This is a genomic window from Pseudomonas gingeri, from assembly GCF_013386115.1.
Taxonomy (GTDB): Bacteria; Pseudomonadota; Gammaproteobacteria; order Pseudomonadales; family Pseudomonadaceae; genus Aquipseudomonas; species Aquipseudomonas gingeri.
This window is the reverse complement of sequence record NZ_JACAOR010000001.1, coordinates 891,403-908,637: the sequence shown is the minus strand read 5'-3', so window position 1 is coordinate 908,637 and position 17,235 is coordinate 891,403. Positions and strand designations below refer to the sequence as shown.

Genomic DNA, 17,235 nt, shown 5'->3' with positions numbered 1-17,235 from the left:
CCGGCTGATGTAGCCGGCTTTCACCCTAATGGGGTGGACGCCTTAGAAAAACGGGCTGAATGTCCCTTCACAAAGGACCTCGACGTCATCAATGGAGAATTCATGGACAGTTTGGGTGCGATCGGCGTATTTGTTCAGGCTGCCGAAAGTCGAAGCTTTGTAGCCGCTGGCAGGGTGTTGGGGGTTTCAGCTTCCGCGGTCAGTAAAAGCGTTGCCCGGCTTGAGGAAAAGCTCGGTGTGAGGCTGTTTCACCGCAGTACGCGCAATATTTCATTGACCGCTGAAGGTGCCCGCTTTCTGGAGCGTTGCAGAAGGGTGATCGCCGAGCTGGAAGCGGCAGGGGAGGAACTGCAGCAGACGTCATCAAGCCCGCAAGGTTGCTTGCGTGTCAGCTTGCCCATGGTGGGCAACCATTTCCTGCCGGTTTTTGCCGAGTTCCAGTCGCTTTACCCCGACATTCAGCTGGACCTGGAATTCACCGACCGCCTGGTCGATGTGATCACTGAGGGGTTTGATGCTGTGGTGCGCAGCGGTACGCCGAAGGATTCAAGCCTGTCGGCCCGTTGCCTGGGCAGTTATCGAATGATTGTGGTGGGGGCACCAACGTATTTCGCCACCCATGGAAAACCACTGCGGCCAAGCGACCTCCAGGCGCACAGTTGCATCCATTTTCGCTTTCCGCAAACCGGCAAGCTGCAAGGCTGGACCTTCACCGGTGGCGTCGATGAACCTGAGTTGGATCTGCCACGTTCGATTATCTGCAATTCGGTCGAGGGCCGGGTCTGCTTCGCAGTGAGGGGATTGGGCATCACCTATGCGGCTGACTTCATGGTACGAGATGCGTTGTCGAGCGGTGAGCTGGTGAGCGTGCTGGATGAGTACACCAGTGAAACCAGTGTGTTCAATATCCTGTGGCCGTCCGGGCGTCTTGTGGCGCCCAAGTTGCGTGTGCTGATTGACTTTCTGAGCCACCGGATTCCGTTTCTTTCCTGAACGCTGCTCCTGCTGCAATGGGGGCCACTGGGGGTTAGGTCTCTATTTGACTAATATGTTTTATATTTGACATTTATGTCGATTTTGATAGATTCGAAATGACAACCCTGCCCATCTTCCGGAGAAATCCATGACACGCGTTCGTCCCTATCGAATCGGCCAGATCGTACCGAGCTCCAACACCACGATGGAGACTGAGATCCCCGCCATGCTGCATGCTCGCGAAGCCCTGCTGCCGGAACGCTTTACCTTTCATTCCAGCCGTATGCGCATGCATAAGGTGACGAAGGAAGAACTGGCCGCGATGAATAAGGAAGCGCTGCGTTGTGCGGCTGAGCTTTCGGATGCGCGGGTAGATGTGATGAGCACTGCCTGCCTGGTGGCGATCATGGCCAGTGGTCGTGGTTATCACCGGCAGACCGAGCATGAGTTGTTGGAGATCGCACGTGCAAACCAGTGCATGGCGACAGTGATGACTTCTGCAGGAGCGCTGATCGAGGGACTGAAGATCATGGGGGCCAAGCGGATTTCCCTGATGGCACCTTATATGTGCTCGTTGACTGAGTTGGTGGTGGACTATATCCAGCACGAGGGCATTGAGGTGATCGATGCGCTCAGTTTTGAAATCCCGGATAACCTGGAGGTTGGGCAACGCGATCCCCTGCAACTGCTCGAGGATGTCAAGCGGCTGAACACCCAAGGGGCTGATGTGGTAGTCGCCTCGGCCTGTGTGCAGATGCCTTCGCTTGCAGCTATCCAGCTCATTGAAGACAGGCTAGGCATCCCGACCATCTCGACCGCCGTGTGTACGGTAAGGCGCATGCTCGATCACCTGGATCTGGAGGCGCTTGTGCCGAACGCAGGCTCGTTGCTGGCTGGGAAGTACCCCGGACTGTCGTTGTAGTCTCCATATTTTCTGGAGGGCCTGGCCCTACGGGCGAGGCCCGTAGGGGGGAAACAGTGAAGCGACAGCAGTGCTTCCATCGGCGGCAATGGCAGTCGATCAATTGCACTACCAGAGGCGGCTCAGGATCCAGAGGGCAGCCAGGCTCCCGTGCTTCCAGTAGCTAAGCGCTGTTACGTTCAACTTTGGGGCGTGCTTGAGGCCCTCGAACGGTACCTCAGCAGAGACTTTTCGGTCTGGTTTGCATCAGCGCCATACCCTCCCGCCTTGCGAACCTGCGTTCCGGTGCTAGGATGCCAAAAGGCCACTAATTCTACAGGGATGTTCCCATGCATCGGGCAGGCACAGTCGCATTGATGGTTGGCATGACAATCACCGCTGGGTGCTCAACCAGAAATCTGAAAGAGCCAGATTACGTGGATATATTCAAACCCGTGGCGCTGGGAAAAAACAGTAGCGGAGAAGTTGAGTTTGAGGATTCGCGAGTAGCCCCTATCTCCAATATGTTGCACGCATACATTCCCTATCGGGATGGGGCCGCTACAAACAAGGCAACATTGAGTTCGGTTGCTCTTGGCGGTGCCGGAGTCGCTGCAATTGGGCTGGCGACTGACTCTCACACGGATCTGTATAAGTCATCCGCTGCCATTATCGCAACGGCGTTCGGGCTGGAAAGCTGGGGCAATTTTAAAGGGCAGTTCAATATCTATAATGGTGCTGTGAGTTATCTGGCTTGTGTAAAAACGTATACTTTAACCATAGTTGATAATTCTGATGTGAGTGAGTTTCAGCGTGCCGTTAATCAGCTTCGCTCAAGTTCGGGTAATATAAGTTCAGCATACGGCGTTGGCGTCGGTAATGCCGCTGTCGAAAGCATGGGGGATGTTCCGGAAAAAAGCTTGGTGGATGCATCTAAATATAGCCTTCCTGATGGTTCGGGCTCCGTTATTCCTACCTTGAAACAAGCTGTCAGTGCCAACGCTCTTGCAGAGGCGGAAGTGGCCGATATTGTCAAGGCGGGCGAGATTGTTGCCCATCATAAAAATAGGGTTTTGGCGGATATGACGGATCTGCAGGAAAGAGTTTCAAAGGCAATATCAGATAGCTCGTTTGATACCAAAAAATCGGTGATCGAAATAGCGCCAAAATTATCCGTCCCTTCGAGTCTGGGCAGTGGTGACGCCCAGTCATTAATTAACTCTCAGGAGGTATCTTCGACATTGGGCAAGGCTCATGCGATTATAGATGCCTACAATTCATATCAGCTTTGCAGTACGAAACTAGAGGTTCAGACTAAGTAATTAGGGTGTGAGACGATGATGCCTGAAGATAGTGGTATCAAAACTGCGGTATCGAGTCATTAGAGCTTGCCGAACAATAGCGTCAACATCTTTTTTCGAAGGTGTAGGCTGATCTTCAATTGGAATGGCTTGCAACCTGAACCGTATGTCGTACGGGAGGCTGGATGCGCGTATCCAGATACCCAGGCCAAAGAGGTTCTGCTGCGCAACGCACTCTGAGCTTCGTTAATCTTACGGGTAGCCTGAGCATGGATACGATGGCCTTCTTGAATCATGCGACAACAACGATGTGCGTTCCTGTCACCCTGAGCGCTGATCGTTCTTTTTTTTCGGCATTAAGCTGTTCGTGCCGATGCTAGTCATCCGCCACGCACAGAGAGTCGCCTTTCTCGAAACCTTTGTTTCGTGGACCATCGCTTATCTGAATGCAAGATCAGCCACCAGGCAATCTGCACCTCGTTTCTTCGGTGGGAGGGCGTGCGACGAGGTTGCCCTGCGCCAGTGCGTCGAGGCGACATGCGAGCGTGGCCTGGCCGTCGGGATTGAGGACACCCGTCTGTTGTTTCGTCTCATCCTGATTGTCATTGAGGCGCCTCCTGAATTCCTGGCAGGGGCTGAGCCGGCCCGTATCCTGAGTGATCGCACAAGGGACGCTGACCATCGTCTGGATCAGTTGGCCAAGTGCCCTGAGAGGATGCATTAATGCCTTATCCGCCACTGATCGACGATGCCCTCATGTTTCCGGCACCACCCGTCGTCGCCATCGTTGCTGCTTGCCCACATGGAGTGAACACTTGCGCTCTCACCGCGTTATCGCTTGATGGGCACCCTTCGGCGCCCACCCACTTTGATGCACCCGCTGGAGCGCCCCTGGATTCCGCCGCTGGCGGGCGGTATGTGTTGGCGCCTCTTGCTGAGCAGTTTCCCATCTGTTGGACGCTGGATGGGCATGAGAATGTCCGACGCCTGCGCCTGGAACTTTACCGGCACGGTGATGCGGTAGCGTTCTGGAGCAAGACCCTGGATTACGGAGAGGGTGCACCGGCTGCCGAAGGTTCCACGAACTTCAACGGTGACCTGCACGACAATGTGCATCTGGCGAGCTTACCTGTCTCGCAAGTGGCTGTTGGGGCGCCAGGGGGGGGCGATTTTCCCATGCAGGTGCTCACTGCGGAACATGCACCGTACAAGCTGGTGATGCGAATCCAGGAAGTCCAGCCCAACACTCGGGTTACCTGTGCGGCAAGGTGGATTTACCTGGATGTCATCGTCCACGGTATTACGCTTACCCTGGAAAACGATGGCTGGATACCTCCTGCAGGCGCTGCAGCCGCGTACGCAGATGTACGTTATCGCAGGCTCACGGTGGACACCGTCAATGCGGTGGCCGCGCAACTGCAGGGCCGTGACCTGGGGGTGGATGCCCAAGCCAACGTGAATGTGCCATTGGAAATGAATGTCTTTTCACGAACGTCGAATGACTTCTATTCGAACGCGTTATTCACGGCCAAGAAGTTGCGCTTTCGAGATGGTCCCACGCTTCCGCTTAGCGCCACTGTGCGCCTGCGCCTATCGAATGGAGCAGCGGCAGCGGTTCAGGCGTGTGCAAGTGCCTTGGGTAATCTGAGGTTGCTGTGGGACTGGGAGAGCGGTGTGCGGCCTGTCCACCCCAACCCCACCGCTCAAGCTTTTATCGCCGATGCCTTGGCCTATAAAACCACGGAGTGGCCTGGTGCACGGTCCAATTGCCACATTGATCACGGTGGTAAGCGTGGAGTAGGGGGTGGTGGGCCGCATCCGCATTTCATGGCATTGCATCCGGGCACGCTGGTTGCGCCGGCGGACGCCATTGCTGGCATCAACAATCGTCCTTGGGCGACGTCCTCCGGATTGGTGGCAGACTCGGCCAACGTCAATGGCGGGAAGGCAGGCGTGCTGTTTCTGCCATCGCGCATTGCTGGTGATACCTATCGCCTGCGGGTTTATCTGGGGTATCCGGCACTGGCCGCTTTTGATGTGGCAACAGACGATGACCTACTGACAGCCGCTGGCAACTCTGTGTGCGTGAGAAGCGCGGCTACCTTGACCGTACGCCATCGCATCGATGTCATCCGCCAGTGGAGAAAGAATGCCCAGGCGGATGACGCACTGCTCGACTGGCGGCAGGTTCAGGCCTACCTGTCGGCGGCGTGCATTGACCTCAGGCCGCCTGCTGGGACGCAGAATATCGTAGCGCTGGATTACCAGAATGCTGTCAACGCCGGTCTTGCGAATCTGGGGCCCGCGTTGGAAATTGCGCTGGGACCTGCGATCAATCAACCCAACGGCGAACATGGCATCAACTTCGTTGACTATGCCGCGTTCCGTGCCGGGGTGGGTGTCCACGCCATCGCGCTGGCTGGGGCCCTTGCGGGCCAAGTATTTGCTACCGATAACGCTTTTAGACTGGCACAGATACACCATTTGAACCTGCAAAGGCCTAACGGCTATTACGGGACAGACTTGATTTTTCCTACCCGGGCCGACCTTCCCGGTACAGCTGATCAGCGTCGGGACGTTCTGCTTGCAGGGCTTGGTATCACCAGCGAGCAAACCTACAAGGACAAATGCCGAGAATGGGGTGGGACAATCATCGCCGAACTGTGCAGCCAACACGCCCGCGCCAGAAGCCAGGATATGGCAGGTATTCATTTCTACCACTTTGACTTTGCCGATCAGTGGCACCAGCAGAATATGGTGGCAGAGGCAGTGACGACCATCACCAATTTTGCTGTTTGCCCCGGGTGTGGGGTAGCAACGGCGACGGTCATCGAAGATCAGGACCATCGTGTGTGCAACAACATCGTCAACAACAACGTTTGCGGTTGCCGATTGGACGAGAGTGCAATGGTTGTCAGTTACGCACCGTTTCGCTACATGAACGGTGTGCTGGATCCTTGGGCGAAAGCTAACCTGAACTTTAAGGAGCGTGCCAAGATCCGAGCGGGAGGTTTGTGCAGAACCAGCGCGGCATTGGTGATTGCCCACGAAATTGGGCATCAGTTGGGCATGCCCCATGCGAAATCGACCACGCTTAACCCGTCTGCGGGGGGAATCTCTCCCCTTCAACATGATGCTGGTGACAGTGCCTGCATCATGAGTTACAACTTTACCAATGCCCTTAATCTTCATTTCTGCGGCATTTGCAGCCTGCGTCTGGCCGGTTGGAGCCTGGGTAGATCTGACATCAACGATCTGGACAATCTGCTTCATGATCAATGGACCGTCGCGTTGTCCAACCACTCGGCGTTCAACAAGGCGCTTGCACCGGCTCCCGCAGCTGCGTGGGTGACACCGGACCCCGTTGGGTGCATGACGTGCAACCGTCCTTTTGGGGGGCTGACGCGAGCTCATCATTGCCGTCTCTGTGGCAATGTCTTTTGTGCTGACCATTCAAACCATACGCGTCCTGTACGTAATCCGCTCAAGGCCAATCAGGTTTCAGAGGAGAAAGTATGTGCGGGTTGCCACTTTCAAGGTGGCGTGATCGCGCCCGTGCCGGGTGCCCGCTGGGTGCCTGACGAGATGAAAAACCAATGTGCGCATCAAGGATGCAATGTGGTGTTTTCCTCGGCCAACCGAAAGCATCACTGCCGCAGTTGCGGAAAAATCTACTGCAGTGTGCATGTGCAACATCGCCAGCAGGTTCGCAATGCTTTGACGGCCGAAGGGCCGGTCTCATTGCAAAGAGTCTGCGACGGTTGCGATGCTCGGTATGGGTGAAACCACTGCTTTTCCCGGCTTCAAGCCAGGCGCTTGCGGTGAAAACGATAGGCAGTTCGAGTAGCTGTGCCTGTTGCTGCTGGCAGGCCACAGGCAGGAGCCTGTCAGCCGATGGTTGACTTGGATGGGTTGGACGCGCCTGTAGACCCGATCATTTGCCTACGGTTGCCCGCCTTTATCTTTCGCCAACCGTCGCTGCTCTTTCACCAGACGAACCCTTTCCAGGATGGATCCGGCATATCGTTCCGCACTGTTACGGCTTTGACCCGCGGTAAACACGAGTGGCACGTCGGTGGGCGCGGGAGGAACTCCAGCCGCTGCCAGCTCAGCTTCTGTCTTGCGCAGAATTGCCAGTGTCCCTGCCAGGTTGCCCGATGGGGGAACAGGCGCGGCTGCAAGCGCGGCTTTCTCGGTCAGGGCCATCGGTGTCATGGTCTGTTTGATCGACGGTGTCGGGAGGGGCAATGCGCTGAGGGTGTCACGCGGTGTGGACAGCGAAAGCAGACCGAGCGGTGAGTTGGCCTGGGCGTCGCGCTGTGTCAGAGGCTTGAGGCCCCAGAGTCTTTCCAGCAGCGCAGGTACCGAAGCGTGATCGTACTGGGTCGAGTCAACGGTGCCAGCTGGAATGAGGGGCGAGGCGATGACAGCCGGTACCCGAACGCCAGCGGTGGTGAAGTCAAAACCGTGGGTGTTGTAGTCGTTGTGCGGGTTATCCCCGGGTGCTGGAACGGTTGCAGGTGGAACAGAATCATAGAAGCCACCGTGTTCGTCGTAGATGACGACCAGCAAGCTGGTGTCCCAGTAAGGGGAGTTGCGAATAGCCGAGTAGACGGCACTGATGAGATGCTCGCCCCCATAGACATCATCCATGGGGTGTTGGGAGGAGCCGCCCTCATAGTTGCCAGTCAGGTCTCCGTAATGCGGCTCGATGAAGGTGTAGCAATAGGGATATGGGCCTTGCAGGTCGTCATGAAAGGTCTGCAAAGACTGAGCATCCAGCAGGCTCACGCCGCTGAGCGAACAGACCTGGGGGATTGCGCCGAGCTTTGATCCCTTTTGCGGATCGTCGCTGTAGAGACTCAGGAAATTGTTGTGATCGATATCGTGGTAGATACGGTGCCGGATGTTGGCGCTGTCCAAACGTTGGAATATCGACCCGTTGGGGTACTGGAATCCGCTGACACCCCACTCAAGCATCTCGGCATAGGTTGGGCTGTTATCGAGCCCGGAGGATGAGGCGCCATGCACGAAGAACCGGTTCGGCCATGTCGGTCCCGGCAGTGAAGAATACCAGTGATCGCAGATCGCGAATTCAGTCGCCAGGTTGTAGATCGCCGGCAACTGGCTGGGGGTGTTGAAGCAGGACATGATGTTGATGATGTCTGCGGAGTCTGGACGTTTGTGAGGCGCTTCCGAGGTCGATGTAGCATAACTCTGGGCGAACCCTGAGTTGTTGATGGGGGGATAGGGCGAGCAGGGATTCGGCGGAGTGACCTGGCCGGTCAACTGCTGGAACACGTCGGCAAACTCGTGTCCGGGATCTGTCGTCAGGTTCAGCGGCGCGCCGTCCTGAACGCTATAGCGCTCCTCTCCAACGGCGTTGAAGTCATCCCGTGTGGCGGCCTGAATACCGGGGATCCTGGACATGGCGAAGATGTTGTCGAATGAATGGTTCTCCAGCATCAGTACGAACACGTGCGTAACGGGGGAGGCAGGTGCCAGCCTGGTCATGGGGTTGGTACAGCCACCGGATCTCAGTGCGACGTTGAACGTGCTGGCACTGACCGACAGCGTGATGTCGTGCCCGGCATCCGCGCTTTGCAGTTGGCATTCTTTCCAGTCGCTGTCTGCGGCACTACCGGAACTGATGTAGTAACCGGCTGATGTGCCGTCCGTGACGCGTAGCAGCACCGACCAGTAGTCCAATATGTCTTCGGTGCCAAAGCCCGTCTCGAAAGAGACAATCAGCGGGCCAACGGTCTGTCCGGGTTGAGCCGGCCATTCCCCGCGCTGCTCCCCACCCGTATTTTTGTGGAACAGGAGGATGCTGGCGTTCCCGTCCGTGGCATTGGTGATGTAGATGTTTGCCGTCTGTGGCGTACCCATATCTATACCTCCCTGTATGACCCTCATGAAAAAGCGGTTCGGCCTTGTAGACATGGTTCAATGAGCCAGATGCAGGATTTACTCGTAGTTTCAATAGAGTGAGGATTAAATGAAACCCATGCTCAACTGTCTCAATGGGACTTGCTGAGAGGTGATCCTGAAATAGCGTGGGTTCTTGATAGCAGTGGCCGAACGCTATTTCAAGAATTGCTTAGACCGAGTAGTGCGTATGCAGCATTAACGTTATGTTGTTTTGCTATCGTTCTTTCATGCGGGATACTGGTTGATTCTGTCCGAGTTTGAATATTGGCAGGACCTTGGCGCTCACAAGTGCCAAATCAGCCTGCTGATCTCATTACCCTGCAGGTTTGCTGGGGATAAAATGACACTATGTAGGGTCGTGGGGGCAAATGGGGTCGCCAGCGGTTCGATTAATCGTCTAGGTCTATCCGGGAACACCCATCGCCTCAACCGGCAGTCGTGCGGGGACGATGCAGGCGCTGGTCTTTTCGGTCGAGCGACACCAGCCAGGCCAATGGCAACTGGGCAATGATCACTGTCACGACGCCCGCCCAAGGGGTATGGGCGATTTGCCCGTGATCGACCAGGGCACTACCGCTGGTTTCTCCCAGGGCAATGCCCAGGTTGAAGGCCGAAATGTTCAGTGCCGAGGCGAAGGCCACCGCCTGCGGGGTGTAGCGTTCGGCGGTCGCCAGCATGCCGGCCTGGGCCGCAGGGGAGAGGCCGAACGCCAACACCCCCCAGAAAAACAGCATGACCACCGTTGGCAACTGATAGGGCAGGAGCAGCGCAAGCGCGGCCAGCACCAGTGTCAGCAGCATGAAGATCGTTCGCAGCGCCGCTTGCCAACCCATCGAACTGGCGAGTCGACCCCCGGCGAGATTGCCCGCCAGGGTCGCCAGGCCGAAGACGATCAACAGGAGGCTGGCGCTCGCGCTGGAGAAGCCACTGATGCCTGTGAGGAGGGGCGTAATGAAGGTGAAGGCGGCAAAGCTTGAGCCGAAACCCAGTACCGTCACGGCCATCATTGCCAGAATCGCCGGATGCCTGAGTGCCGCCCATTGAGCGCTCGCCTTGCCCGACGATGGCGTCGGTGCAGGGGGCAGCCACCGGGCGGTTGCCATCCAGGCCAATGCGGCCAACAGCGCCACCGCATAAAACGGCAACCGCCAGCCCAGCGCATTGCCCAGGAAGCTGCCAATCGGTACACCGATGACCATCGCCAGTGTCAGGCCGGCGAACATCACCGCGATGGCTTTGCTGGCCTGCCCCTTTGGTGCCAGGCTGGCGGCAACGGTGGCGCCGATGGCGAAAAAACTGCCATGGGCGAGCGCGGTGATGAGGCGTCCGGCCAGTAACCAGGGGTAATCGGTGGAAAGCGCAGCCATCAGGTTCCCGCCCAGAAACACGGCCACCAGGGTCAGCAGTACCGGCTTGCGCGGCAGGCGGGCCAGAGCCAGGACGGTGAGCGGTGTACCGAGCGCCAGCGCCAAGGCATACAGCCCCACCAGGCTTCCAGCGCGCGTCAGGGGAATGTCCAGGTCAGAGGCGATCGCCGGGAGAATGCCGACGACAATGAACTCGGCCATGCCAATGGCGAAGGCCGTCACCGCCAACGCCAGCACGCCTGGATGAATACGTGGCGTGGTTCGATTCATGGACGACCCGCCGCCTGCAGGGCGATCCACTGATCGGCCTCAACGGTGGCTCCCGCAACGCCCACGGCACCGATGACCTTGCCGTGCTCATCGCACAGCACCACGCCGCCACCGAAGCTGATCAGCCCGCCATTCGTGGCCTCCAGCGAGTAAATGGCGCCACCGGGTTGTGCTTCGGCACCGAGTTGGGCGCTGTCGGTACGAAACAATGCCGCGGTGCGCGCTTTCTTGAGCGAGACATCGATGGCGCCAGGAACTGCCTCATCCATGCGGATAAAGTGACGTAGAAGCCCGGCATCGTCCACGACGCTGATGCAGACGGCGAAACCTTGATCGCTCGCCAATGCTTTTGCACGATTGATGACTTGCTGGGACAGTTGCTCAAACATTCGCAAATTCCTTTGAATCAAACGACAGAATCCAGATGATCCCGGCGATTGCTTTTCAAGGGAACACGGCCACACCCACTGGCGGCTAAAGTTTGAGCATGTCGAACATTTTCCTCATGGCGAGGGTCGCCAGCTTGCGCAGCTCTGCTTCGGGCAAGCGTGGCGCAGGGGCGGCGACACCCAGTGCCGCGACTACGCGACCTTGCAAGCGCAAGGGCAGCGCCACGCAGTTCAAGCCTGGCTCGGCCTCTTCGAGATCGAGCGCGTAACCCTCGCGGACGATGCCACCCAACTCGGTTTCCAGTTCCGAGGGCAGCAGACCCGATCGGCGCAGGTCCTCGTCGAACGCCAGGAATACCTTGCCGATGGCCGAAGTGGTGAGGCCCGCGCGACGCCCTCGTGGACTGGCGACGCGCAAGGTACCGCTGCCCTCCAGGGCATCCATATACAGGTACTCGCGCATACCGCAGGGCACCGCCAGAAAACACGTTTCGCCACTGAGTTCGGCCAGCGCACGCAATGCGGGGGCAAAGGTTTCACGCAGCATCGCATCCGTGTCGTTCAGCGGCTGGGCGATCTCACGCAAGCGCAACCCCAGGGCGTAGTGGGTGCCGCGGCGGGAAATGTAGCCCATGGCGGCCAGGGTATTGAGCAAACCGTGCAAGGTGCTCTTGTGCAAACCGGATTGCATCGCAAGGTCCACCAACCGAATTTCGCCCCCTGCTGCCGCGAGGGTTTCAAGGATCATCATCGCGCGCTCGACGGACTGTATGCCTTTGTTCTCGTTAATCATGTGAGGAAGGTTCGTTGAAATAAGGCCGTAGCGAAGGCCAGCAAACCGCCGAAGCGTTTGGTGGCTTTGGTTTTTTACGGGTGAAATGATTGCATCGTTTAGTTTTGTTAATCGATCGTCAGCGATTTTATATCAATTGATTGATGTGTGGGGGCGCTGAATAATCGGAGGGGCAATGCAGTCAGTACATTGAAACGTTGTGCCAGTGAAGTTGATAAACATTCTATTGAACAATGTCAATTGTTTAAGGGGGTTATTTGTCTTCAAATCAAGAGAGTACTTTATGAGCAGGTACTTGAATGTATGGCGGACGCGACAAACAGACTGACTGCGCGATTAGAATAATGATAAGGGTAAGTTGGATGATAGCCACTCAATCAGGTTTCATGAACGCGCTGAATACGACTCGCTTGGAAAGCCTGCTATCTGCCTTTGGCGGTTGGCTCAGGGCGATTGTTTTTGTCGTTGTGCTTGCGATTTTCTCAGTGCCTGTATCTGCTACGGAAAGGGTCGTGCGGGTGTACGGATGGGCGGAATACATCGGTCTGAAGACCCTGAAGGATTTTGAAGCGCAAACCGGGATCCGGGTCCAGTACGACGTCTTCGACAGTGCCGATATTCTAGAGGCAAAGCTGCTGGCCGGACGCAGTGGCTATGATGTCGTGGTTCCCGGCATCGCCATGCTGGACCGCTTGTTGAAAGCAAACGCACTTCAGCCCAGCGGCCTGCAACAGATGGATCGATTGAGTGAACTTGATCCTGTGCTGCTGTCACAACTGGCGGCGCTGGACAAAGGCAATGTCTACGCGGTCCCCTATACCTGGGGCACTACAGGCCTGGCGATCAACCGCAAGGAAATCGAGAAGCGTATTGCCGATGCCCCCCTGGACAGTTTTGATCTGCTGTTCAAGCCACAGTTCGTGAGCAAACTGAAGGACTGCGGCATTTCGATCCTCGACGCTCCTCAGGAAGTGATCAGTATCGCCTTGAACTATCTGGGAAAACCGCCACATAGCCAGGCCCCGGCAGACCTGAAGGCTGTCCAGCTACTACTGGATCAGCTACGACCATCGGTTCGCTACATTGGCTCGGGCACCCAACCCAGTGATCTGGCCAACGGCGATCTGTGTGTGGCGCTTACCTACAGCGGTGATGCCGTCCTGGCCGAGGCCATGGCTGAAGGCGCAAAGTCATCCGCCAAGGTGGAGTACGTCTCTCCCAAAGAAGGTACGCTCACCTGGATTGACACACTGGCCATCCCGGTCGATGCACCGCATCCCGAAGAGGCCAAACTCTTTATCGAGTTCATTACGCGCGCGCAATCACTTGCAGAACTCACGAACAACTTCTTCTTTGCCAACGCCAACACTGCCGCGACCCGGTATGTCGACAAGGACATTGCTGAAAACCTGGCCATCTACCCCTTGGCCGCCGTGCGCGACAAGCTCTTTGCGGAGGAGCCGATGACGTTACGACTCATGCGTGAGCGCACTCGGATCTGGTCCTCGTTCCGGACCCAGCGTTGACGGGAAAGAGAAAAGGCGCTGTTGATCGACATCAGAGTGTGCCGTCTGGACCCAGGGTCAACCGGCCGGGGCCTGGGTCCGACTGGCTGTCCGTGCTTTCAGCGGTTGGGATTTGCCGCGTACAGGCACACCATTTCCATCGCGATCGCCGCCCCGGCCAGCGCGGTGATCTCGGCGTGATCGTAGGGAGGCGCTACCTCGACGATATCCATGCCGATCAGGTTGATGCCTTGCAGCCCACGCAGAATTTCGAAGGCCTGGTGCGTGGAAAGACCGCCACAGACCGGAGTACCTGTTCCCGGTGCAAACGCCGGGTCCAGGCAATCGATATCGAAGGTCAGGTAGACGGGGTGATTTCCAACGCGCGCGCAGATGGCGGTGGCAATCTCAGAGGGCGACAGCGTGTGTACCTGGCGCGCATTGATGACTTGGAACCCCATCGGTTCATCGTTGCTGACACGAAGTCCGATCTGCGTGGAACGGGAGGGATCAACCAGCCCTTCGCGCACCGCGTGGTAGAACATCGAGCCGTGATCGATACGCTTGTTGACGCCGTCTGACTCGGTGTCGTGATGCGCATCAAAATGGATCAGGGACAACGGCCCGTGCCTGGCCGCATGGGCTTGCAAAAGCGGGTAGGTGATGAAGTGGTCTCCACCCAGCGTCAGCATGCCCGCACCCGCGGCGAGGATATGCTCCGCGTGGGCCCTGATGTCTTCCGGTGTGTCTTGCGGGGTGCCGTAGTCAAAATCGCAATCGCCATAGTCGATACAGGCCAGGACATCGAAAGGGTCGACTTTCCAGGGCCAATGGCGCGCCCATGCGGACTGGACCGAGGCCTGGCGAATTGCACGGGGGCCAAACCGACTGCCTGGCCGATTACTCGTGGCGGTATCGAAGGGAACGCCGGAGACGACGAGGTCGACGCCGGACAAGTCTTTGCTGTAACGGCGCCGCATGAAGCTGGTGATACCGCCGAATGTACTTTCCGCGTGGGTTCCATAGAGGTTTGCGCGGGTGATGGCCTGATCAATGACGGGGTGTTCCATGGACGTGCCTTCCTGAGGGGTGGGGTCATTCAGGACTACGATTGTTGAACGCCGCATGATTGATAGTAAATTGATATAAAGTGTTGGAAAAATCGATAAAAAAACTAAACGGTAAGCTCATGAACCTTCCTCCACTCAAGGCGCTGCGCGTATTTGAATGTGTGGCCAGACTGGGTCATGTCGGCGCCGCCGCTGCTGAACTGCATGTCACCCCCGGCGCTGTCAGCCAGCAGTTACGGGCACTGACCGATGCCCTGGGAACAAAGCTGCTGGTCAAGCAAGGTCGGTCATTGGTACTGACTCCAAGGGGGTTGGCACTTCAGCAGGCGGTGGCCCGCGGACTGACCGAGTTCGCCGAGGGTGTTCGCCTGGCCAGTGACCCTGCGCATTCCCTGCCTGCGCCTGCCGTCTTGACGGTATCGACCGAGCCGATCTTCGGGGCTTCCTGGCTGATGCCCAAACTGTTTGCCTTCAGGGCGGAACACCCGCAGATCCGCCTGAGGCTTCTCGCCGCCGATGGCCTGACAAACGTGGATTGGAAGAGGGCAGACGTCGCCATTCTTTACGGCGCGCCCCCTTGGGAAGGGTTCTGGTGGAGGCCCCTGATCAACCTCCATATGTTCCCGGTCTGCTGCCCACAACTGCTGCATGGACGCAATGGGCTGAAGCATCCCGCAGACCTCATGCACCACCGTCTCTTGCACGAGGACGATGGTTCCCAGTGGCGCCGCTGGCTGGTTGAGGCGCGTATACCGTACCCGGGTGATGCGGATGTGCACCTGGAGGACTTCGGCATGGCGTTGCAGGCGGCCAGGGACGGTTTCGGCGTTGCCCTGAGCGATGAAATCTGCTCGTCGCGGGATCTGCGCGACGGCACGCTCGTGCAGCCTTTTGCGCTCAAGGTGCCGACCGCAATGGACTACTTTTGCGTCTGCAACGAAGAGCGCAGCGCTGAGCCCGAAGTCATGCTGTTCATCGACTGGATCGTCAATCAGGCTCGAAACGTTTGAGTGTTTCATAGCGCTGCTCCACCGCGCATGCCTGCTTCCTTTTTCCTGACAGGCCTGCCAGCCAGGCCGCGACCGCACCGCTGGCCGTCGAGATGACGTCGCGCGGCATCCGTGCGGATTTGCGCAAGTCAGCTTTCGTCTTTGGTAATTGTTGCTGCGCAGCCGACTCCCTATCTTGAATCGATGTAAATGCCCGGCATGCATCGGGTATTGCTCAAGAGCTCCGTCCTACAAGAAGCGTTTTCGCTACCTGCCAATAAAAAACGAGCCTGGGATGAATCATGAAACTCTACGAACTTTTCGGTTATGACAGCCACGGTGTTGTCAGCGAACTCGACACCGCGCTCAGTAAAGGAAAACTCAATACCAAGGACGTCAGCTTTTCTGCTTTGGGCTTCAACGCGCCGGCCTGGGTGGCCGCATCCTCGATGTCGATCCTCTATTCGATCTCCGGCCATCAAGCGCCCCTGGCGATCCTGATCGCCTTCTTCTTCCCCATGCTGGTACTGGCCGTGTGCATGGTGTCGCTGACACGCCAGGCACCGTCGGCGGGGGGCATCTTCACCTTCTGCTCGCGCTTTTTGCACCCGGACGTCGGCTGTATCCTGGGCTGGACCTACGCCGTCGCCTGCATTGCCGTCACGCCGATGTGCGCGCTGATCGGCTCCGAATACATCCAGGCGCTGATTCCTTCGCTGGCCGGCGAGCTCAACGCGAAGATCATCGGTACGTTGCTAATCGCAACCTTCTTCGCGGTGTCGGTGCGCGGGGTCGGAGTGACCGCGAAGCTCGCCAGTACCTTTCTGGTTTTCGAGATAGCCGTGGTCGCCGGCCTCGGCTTCATGGGGTTGATCCATCCCCAGGTCGAGAACCTGTCCTTTGCCTCGATGTATTCGCTGCAAGGCGCCGGCGGTCTGGCGGCGATCGGCCCGGGCGTGCTGTTTGGCGTGTGGATGCTGGCGAACTTCGATTCGGCCATCAACTACATCGAAGAGGCGCGTGTGCCGGTGCGTACCGTGCAGCGCTCGCTGCTGATCGTCCTGACCTCGGCGTTCGTGATCTACAGCCTGGCGGCCATCGGCTGGCAGTACGCGGTTCCGGTGGAGCAATTGGCCGCGATTGTTGAAAACGGCAACGGCGGGCCCATCGCCGCGGTCGCCAATGTCTACCTGCCACCGGCCATGGCCTGGCTGGCGCTGTTCGTGGTGATTACCTCGGCCTGTGCCGGCCTGCAGATTTCGTCCAATTCATCGGCGCGCACGCTGTATCGGATGAGTGAAGAGGGTCATCTTCCCGGTACGTTTCGCGCGGTCAACCGTTTCAAGGCGCCGTGGTTCACCCTGGGCCTGGTGTCGCTTGCCGGTATCGCCCTGGTCTGGTGGAAGCCGCTGGACAAGATCGTCTGGTATTACGACGTAGTCACCATCACCCTGGTGATGTCCTACATCTCGGCGCTGGCGGCCTTCATGGTCATGACCTGGAAACAGCACAAGGCGCCCACCGCAATCCTGCTTTCGATCCCCGCCTTGCTGGCGCTGTTTGTGCTCGCCTATATCGGCTACACCGCCGGAGCCAACCCCGTGTCCCCGGAAGATCTTCATACCGCCTGGTACCTGGGTGCGCTGTCACTGGTGACCGGCGTGCTGATCGTGGTCTCGGGCAAGCGCCGCCGCAAAGTGGCCGGAGCGATACCGGCGAAGGCGTGAAGCCGTCCCCTGAGCTT

General features: G+C 57.8%; 13 protein-coding genes. 7 read left to right on the top strand and 6 right to left on the bottom strand.

The features are described 5' to 3' along the window. Positions 1-102 precede the first annotated feature (102 nt). The 4 genes from HX881_RS03805 (at position 103) to HX881_RS03790 (ending at position 6,960) form a co-directional block, all read left to right on the top strand. Positions 103-993, top strand: coding sequence for a LysR family transcriptional regulator (locus HX881_RS03805; RefSeq protein ID WP_177082885.1), 891 nt, complete (start codon positions 103-105; stop codon positions 991-993). A gap of 130 nt (positions 994-1,123) precedes the next feature. Then, positions 1,124-1,897, top strand: coding sequence for a maleate cis-trans isomerase family protein (locus HX881_RS03800; protein ID WP_177082883.1), 774 nt, complete (start codon positions 1,124-1,126; stop codon positions 1,895-1,897). 416 nt (positions 1,898-2,313) lie between these two features. Next, positions 2,314-3,198: a hypothetical protein gene (locus HX881_RS03795; protein WP_177082881.1), complete on the top strand. Its 885-nt coding sequence runs from the start codon at positions 2,314-2,316 to the stop codon at positions 3,196-3,198. 702 nt (positions 3,199-3,900) lie between these two features. Beyond that, the gene (locus HX881_RS03790; RefSeq protein WP_177082879.1) at positions 3,901-6,960 is read left to right on the top strand and encodes an FYVE zinc finger domain-containing protein; all 3,060 of its coding nucleotides are present in this window, start codon (positions 3,901-3,903) and stop codon (positions 6,958-6,960) included. Between the two features lie 159 nt (positions 6,961-7,119). Here HX881_RS03790 and HX881_RS03785 read toward each other — a convergent pair whose 3' ends face one another. From HX881_RS03785 to HX881_RS03770, 4 genes are all read right to left on the bottom strand, one after another. Then, the gene (locus tag HX881_RS03785) at positions 7,120-9,066 is read right to left on the bottom strand and encodes an alkaline phosphatase family protein (RefSeq protein ID WP_218171545.1); all 1,947 of its coding nucleotides are present in this window, start codon (positions 9,064-9,066) and stop codon (positions 7,120-7,122) included. A gap of 467 nt (positions 9,067-9,533) precedes the next feature. Beyond that, positions 9,534-10,745, bottom strand: coding sequence for an MFS transporter (locus tag HX881_RS03780; RefSeq protein WP_177082877.1), 1,212 nt, complete (start codon positions 10,743-10,745; stop codon positions 9,534-9,536). After that, on the bottom strand, positions 10,742-11,134 hold the full coding sequence (locus HX881_RS03775; protein ID WP_177082875.1) for a GlcG/HbpS family heme-binding protein: 393 nt from the start codon (positions 11,132-11,134) through the stop codon (positions 10,742-10,744). Before HX881_RS03775 ends, HX881_RS03780 begins: the two co-directional genes overlap by 4 nt. 85 nt (positions 11,135-11,219) lie before the next feature. Continuing rightward, entirely contained in the window at positions 11,220-11,927 is a 708-nt protein-coding gene (locus HX881_RS03770) for an IclR family transcriptional regulator (RefSeq protein ID WP_177082873.1), read from the bottom strand. A 386-nt stretch (positions 11,928-12,313) separates the two neighbouring features. Between HX881_RS03770 and HX881_RS03765 the strand changes: the two genes are divergently transcribed. Beyond that, the gene (locus tag HX881_RS03765; RefSeq protein WP_177082871.1) at positions 12,314-13,453 is read left to right on the top strand and encodes an extracellular solute-binding protein; all 1,140 of its coding nucleotides are present in this window, start codon (positions 12,314-12,316) and stop codon (positions 13,451-13,453) included. 98 nt (positions 13,454-13,551) lie between these two features. Here HX881_RS03765 and speB read toward each other — a convergent pair whose 3' ends face one another. After that, complete coding sequence (speB, locus tag HX881_RS03760; protein ID WP_177082869.1) at positions 13,552-14,502, bottom strand: agmatinase; 951 nt, start codon at positions 14,500-14,502, stop codon at positions 13,552-13,554. A 119-nt stretch (positions 14,503-14,621) separates the two neighbouring features. Here speB and HX881_RS03755 point away from each other — a divergent pair, with 119 nt between their 5' ends. Continuing rightward, on the top strand, positions 14,622-15,512 hold the full coding sequence (locus tag HX881_RS03755; protein ID WP_177082867.1) for a LysR substrate-binding domain-containing protein: 891 nt from the start codon (positions 14,622-14,624) through the stop codon (positions 15,510-15,512). On the opposite strand, the gene HX881_RS03750 is transcribed toward HX881_RS03755, so the two are convergent. After that, entirely contained in the window at positions 15,490-15,639 is a 150-nt protein-coding gene (locus tag HX881_RS03750) for a hypothetical protein (RefSeq protein WP_177082865.1), read from the bottom strand. The two genes, HX881_RS03755 and HX881_RS03750, sit on opposite strands and share 23 nt — an antisense overlap. 154 nt (positions 15,640-15,793) lie before the next feature. Between HX881_RS03750 and HX881_RS03745 the strand changes: the two genes are divergently transcribed. Continuing rightward, on the top strand, positions 15,794-17,218 hold the full coding sequence (locus HX881_RS03745; RefSeq protein ID WP_177082863.1) for an APC family permease: 1,425 nt from the start codon (positions 15,794-15,796) through the stop codon (positions 17,216-17,218). Positions 17,219-17,235: the final 17 nt, after the last annotated feature.

Bases quoted from the DNA above. Each gene is read 5' to 3' on its own strand.
- HX881_RS03805 (WP_177082885.1), top strand. From the start codon at position 103: ATGGACAGTTTGGGTGCGATCGGCGTATTTGTTCAGGCTGCCGAAAGT.
- HX881_RS03800 (WP_177082883.1), top strand. From the start codon at position 1,124: ATGACACGCGTTCGTCCCTATCGAATCGGCCAGATCGTACCGAGCTCC.
- HX881_RS03790 (WP_177082879.1), top strand. From the start codon at position 3,901: ATGCCTTATCCGCCACTGATCGACGATGCCCTCATGTTTCCGGCACCA.
- HX881_RS03785 (WP_218171545.1), bottom strand. From the start codon at position 9,066: ATGGGTACGCCACAGACGGCAAACATCTACATCACCAATGCCACGGAC.
- HX881_RS03780 (WP_177082877.1), bottom strand. From the start codon at position 10,745: ATGAATCGAACCACGCCACGTATTCATCCAGGCGTGCTGGCGTTGGCG.
- HX881_RS03775 (WP_177082875.1), bottom strand. From the start codon at position 11,134: ATGTTTGAGCAACTGTCCCAGCAAGTCATCAATCGTGCAAAAGCATTG.
- HX881_RS03770 (WP_177082873.1), bottom strand. From the start codon at position 11,927: ATGATTAACGAGAACAAAGGCATACAGTCCGTCGAGCGCGCGATGATG.
- HX881_RS03765 (WP_177082871.1), top strand. From the start codon at position 12,314: ATGAACGCGCTGAATACGACTCGCTTGGAAAGCCTGCTATCTGCCTTT.
- speB (WP_177082869.1), bottom strand. From the start codon at position 14,502: ATGGAACACCCCGTCATTGATCAGGCCATCACCCGCGCAAACCTCTAT.
- HX881_RS03755 (WP_177082867.1), top strand. From the start codon at position 14,622: ATGAACCTTCCTCCACTCAAGGCGCTGCGCGTATTTGAATGTGTGGCC.
- HX881_RS03745 (WP_177082863.1), top strand. From the start codon at position 15,794: ATGAAACTCTACGAACTTTTCGGTTATGACAGCCACGGTGTTGTCAGC.